At 61.0% G+C, this 3,682-nt stretch carries 5 protein-coding genes; all 5 read right to left on the reverse strand.

Going from position 1 to position 3,682, the window contains the following annotated elements; all coding sequences use genetic code 11:
* Positions 1-136: 136 nt before the first annotated feature.
* Positions 137-691 (reverse strand): hypothetical protein, encoded by a 555-nt coding sequence (locus M0D67_RS41730; protein ID WP_266243590.1) that lies wholly within the window; start codon positions 689-691, stop codon positions 137-139.
* A 47-nt stretch (positions 692-738) separates the two neighbouring features.
* Positions 739-1,224 (reverse strand): hypothetical protein, encoded by a 486-nt coding sequence (locus M0D67_RS41735; protein ID WP_266243593.1) that lies wholly within the window; start codon positions 1,222-1,224, stop codon positions 739-741.
* A complete protein-coding gene (locus M0D67_RS41740) occupies positions 1,221-1,499 on the reverse strand; it encodes a hypothetical protein (protein ID WP_266243595.1) in 279 nt (92 codons plus the stop codon). The genes M0D67_RS41735 and M0D67_RS41740 overlap by 4 nt, the downstream gene beginning before the upstream one ends.
* A gap of 646 nt (positions 1,500-2,145) precedes the next feature.
* The gene (locus tag M0D67_RS41745) at positions 2,146-2,958 is read right to left on the reverse strand and encodes a methyltransferase (RefSeq protein WP_266243597.1); all 813 of its coding nucleotides are present in this window, start codon (positions 2,956-2,958) and stop codon (positions 2,146-2,148) included.
* 31 nt (positions 2,959-2,989) lie between these two features.
* The gene (locus tag M0D67_RS41750) at positions 2,990-3,307 is read right to left on the reverse strand and encodes a hypothetical protein (protein ID WP_266243599.1); all 318 of its coding nucleotides are present in this window, start codon (positions 3,305-3,307) and stop codon (positions 2,990-2,992) included.
* Positions 3,308-3,682 lie beyond the last annotated feature (375 nt).

Consider the following 3,682-nt stretch of genomic DNA (forward strand, 5'->3'; position numbering starts at 1 on the left):
GCTGTCAGCTTGCGTGACGGGCGAAGCCGGGCGCGCAAGGTGCAGCGGCACGGCTCGATGGCTCCGACTGCTCACGCGACACCGGAAACAAAACGCCGGCACGTGGCCGGCGTCTGTACGGATTGGAACGAACGGGTCACCAGTTCGGACGCGGTTGCTCGACCGTTGGCATGAACATGATAAATGTCCCACGTTGCGAGATGATCGCGCGGGCCTTATTGGCCTGCATGCCGAGTCGGGCGATAAGTACGTGGAGCAATTCTCCATCCGAACTGGCTTCGTCATGACAGAGCAGCTTTTCAACCTCTTGCCGCAGGGAATCGCTCAGGCCGTCACTGAGTTTGAAAGCCCCATATTGCGGGAACGCGCACTTGTCGCCTGGCGAGGTTCGCGAAAGCACCTCGACAGCTTCGAGCATTGCGTCTTCTTCTTGCTCAGTCAGTCTGTCCGCCTTCGGCCAGGCCTTGGCCAGCGCATCAAGCGAAGCGCGCATGCGCTTGTGCATGTCGTGCGCGCCGTCCACCCTGTCGGCGAGCTCAATAAGACTGCGGCGTGCGTTCCCCCGGCCAACGTTGGTCCCGTTCTCAAGCGCGGCCAGGATGATCGGCATCAGCGCTGTCCACCGGGGCGTGAGGTCGATACCCTGCGCGTCTGCTTCGCCCGGGAGGATGGTTTGGCTATATCGTTCCATGTGAATTACCTCGCTGGACCGCGCGAGCGGTCCCGTTAAAAGATCAGTTACGCCGTGATCGGCCTACGCCGTTCCGGGTGGTTGGCGGCCATGTCTACAAAGTCGTGCGCGCGCTTCAAGGTCGAGAACAGACCCTCATAGCGATCCGTGATGTATGCCTTGAAGCCCTCCTCGTCGCGGCTGATGAGCACCTCAATGCCATTGATTTCGAGATTGAAACTGCCATTGATCTGCCCGGGTGGCCCCTTCATGACCTCGACACCCTTGCGGCGTGCGGCCAGACAGTTGAAGTGCCCGAAAGCGTCGGCGCACTTGTCGCGCGTCCATCCGAAGCGTTCCGGGTCGCGGTGTGCGCGGTACGTCCGTTCGACGAGGCGCGAGCCGATCAGGTGATAGACATCGCTGACGTGCTGGCCGCAAACCTCACAAGCGCCGAGGCGTGCGCTCGATTGCCCGGTTGCCTTCAACCTGTATCGATACACTTCGCCATCGGCATCGTGGATGGTGGTTTCGAGGGCTGCAAGCTTGCTCATTTCGCTACCGCCTTCTTCGTCTTCGCACGGCGGTCCGCTTCCTTCGTCAGGGCATACGGCAGCTTGTCGGCAATCTGCTCGTCGCTCAGGTGTTCGAGCAGCACGAGACAGGTCGAGCCCTTCACGTTCACGAGAATGGATTTCTTGCCTTGATGCTCGCCCCATTGCGGGCCAGCATGGCCTTTAAAATCACGATGTGTATGGCGGTAAATGATCGTAAGCTTCTGTTCGCGCGAAAGCTGCGCCGGGTCGATGGGTTCCACTGCGTCGGACATTTGTACCTCCATGCGGTTTTAGCTGACCGGGCCCCTAGATTCCGAAGTCCCGGCGTTGGTGGTTTCTGCTGAGTCGGCGGTGCTTCTCGTCGTTGCCGCCGTTCCCCTGAGTTCGTCGTCCCGCGATCAAAGGAGACACGGCCGGAGCTGGGTCAAGGATTCAAGCGCGGGGTGCTGGGGCGGGATGGAGCGCAGCGACTGACACGGCCCCGCGCGCCTTGACGCAGCGCAGGCTGTGGCTACGATCGCGATAGAGGACGGCGAACGAGGGGGACGGGAATTCGGCACGAAGAGCCGCGGCGAAGCGAAACGCCGCGCGGCGAGCGCGTTACCGAGCTGCTGAAGGCAGCGAGGCTGGAGGGGATGGCACGCGCCGGGGCGAGTCCGCGGGACGCGGCGCTGCCCCAAGAGCGGGGGTGATGTTGCTCCGTGACGCGGTGCTGTCGGCTTGCGTGACGGGCGAAGCCGGGCGCGCAAGGTGCAGCGGCACGGCTGGATCGCTGCGGCGGTACCGGAACAAAGCCGTCGGCATGGCCGGCGCCCAGGTCAGACCCGCTCACGGGGAAGCTTAGAAAACAGGGGAATGGTTGAACATGTCCGGAGTCTGAAACGGAGCCGGCGGACCTTCATCGTCATCTTCAATCGACTAGACAGTAAGCGCGAAAAGGTCCATCTGGTTGATCGGTTGCACACGTGCCACTGGGTGCGCTACGCGCGAGCCAGTTGGCGCATCTTCTTCCTCGGCCTCGAAGTCACAGATGACGATCTCACATGTCATCGTGACACCCTGCCACTCGTCTGCGTAACGCGAAGTATCCAGGCCACTGTTTGACCCCAGTTCAATACCGGTCTGGTCCATGAATTTCTGGCACTTAGCGGACACGGAATCCTGGAAGCATTGCACGCCTGACAGCATGAACGGCGCTGACAGTTGCGGGAGCAGAAATACGCCCCACTTTGCCACTCGCGAAGCCTGTTCAATCACCTTGTACTCGGCCTCTCCCCCTGTGTAGCGGCCCTGAAATCCATCGGCGCGGACGTGACCGTATGGCGGATTACTGATTGCAAAGTCGAATTTGGCCAGGTCTTTCCACCAGTCACTAAACACGTCCGCGTGAATCCACCTTGCATCGGGCATCACCTTGCGTCCTACCCGAACGTATTCCGCGTTCGATTCGACGCAAACAAAGTCTTTCGCCTGATACTCACAAGCGTAGGCGAGCGCGCCGATTCCCGCGCAAAGGTCGACAACGGTGTTTCCTCCGCAGACCTCGACAGAGAAGTCACGCGCGAGATCGGACGGCGTGAAAAACGCACCAATCTCCGCATTGTTGCTAGTCGCGCCCGGGTGATAGTTTTCGAGCACGAACGAACGTTCATCATCTGTCAGTCGCCGCTCGAGCGCGACCAGCTTATTGACCTCGGACATCGCCCTCGTTTGTGCTTTCGTGAGTTTCATTTCGTGTGTTCCTGAATTCTGTGTATGTGTATCAGCCAGCGAGCAGCGAAGTGAACGCGCCCTTTCCGTGGTTCACGCCCCCGCACGAACACTCGCAGCGCATGATCTTTCCCTGCGCATTCACACAACGCGCATCGCAGACGTGCTTGCTGGGGTTGGACTTGTATTCAATGACGCGCTCAACGGGGAGCGGGCCGCCCTCGCCTTCGATTGGATATCCGACCCACATGCTGAACCCGTCGCAACGTTTGCCGCGCGCGCCCGGGAACGTCGCAGCAAACTCCTTGTTGTCCATCCCATACGGGTTCTTGAGTTCACGCGTGCCGTTGAAGTATTTGAAACGTGCCATTCATAGCCCCTGCGTTTTAAAGCTGACCGGGCCCCTAGATTCAGAAGTCCCGGCGTCAGTTGTTTCTGCTGAGTCGGCGGCGCTTCTCGCCGTTGCCGCCGTTCCCCTGAGTTCGTCGTCCCGCGATCAAAGGAGACGCGACCGCAGCTGGGTCAAGGGTTCAAGCGCGGGGTGTGGGGCGGGATGGAGCGAACAGCGACTGACACGGCCCCGCGCGCCTTGACGCAGCGCAGGACGTGGCTACGATCGCGAGAAAAGGACGGCGAACCAGGGAACGGGAATTCGGCACAGAGAGGTGCTGCTGGCGAAGCGAAACGCCCCGCGCGGCGAGCGCGCACACCGAGCTGCTGCAGGCAGCGAGGCTGGAGGGGATGG

Origin of the sequence: Paraburkholderia sp. SECH4 (assembly GCF_030511745.1) — a bacterium.
In the GTDB taxonomy this organism is placed as follows: domain Bacteria; phylum Pseudomonadota; class Gammaproteobacteria; order Burkholderiales; family Burkholderiaceae; genus Paraburkholderia; species Paraburkholderia madseniana.

What these genes read in the sequence shown, in the direction of transcription:
- M0D67_RS41745 (WP_266243597.1), bottom strand. Translation starts at nt 2,958, where the DNA reads ATGAAACTCACGAAAGCACAAACGAGGGCGATGTCCGAGGTCAATAAG.
- M0D67_RS41730 (WP_266243590.1), bottom strand. Translation starts at nt 691, where the DNA reads ATGGAACGATATAGCCAAACCATCCTCCCGGGCGAAGCAGACGCGCAG.
- M0D67_RS41735 (WP_266243593.1), bottom strand. Translation starts at nt 1,224, where the DNA reads ATGAGCAAGCTTGCAGCCCTCGAAACCACCATCCACGATGCCGATGGC.
- M0D67_RS41740 (WP_266243595.1), bottom strand. Translation starts at nt 1,499, where the DNA reads ATGTCCGACGCAGTGGAACCCATCGACCCGGCGCAGCTTTCGCGCGAA.
- M0D67_RS41750 (WP_266243599.1), bottom strand. Translation starts at nt 3,307, where the DNA reads ATGGCACGTTTCAAATACTTCAACGGCACGCGTGAACTCAAGAACCCG.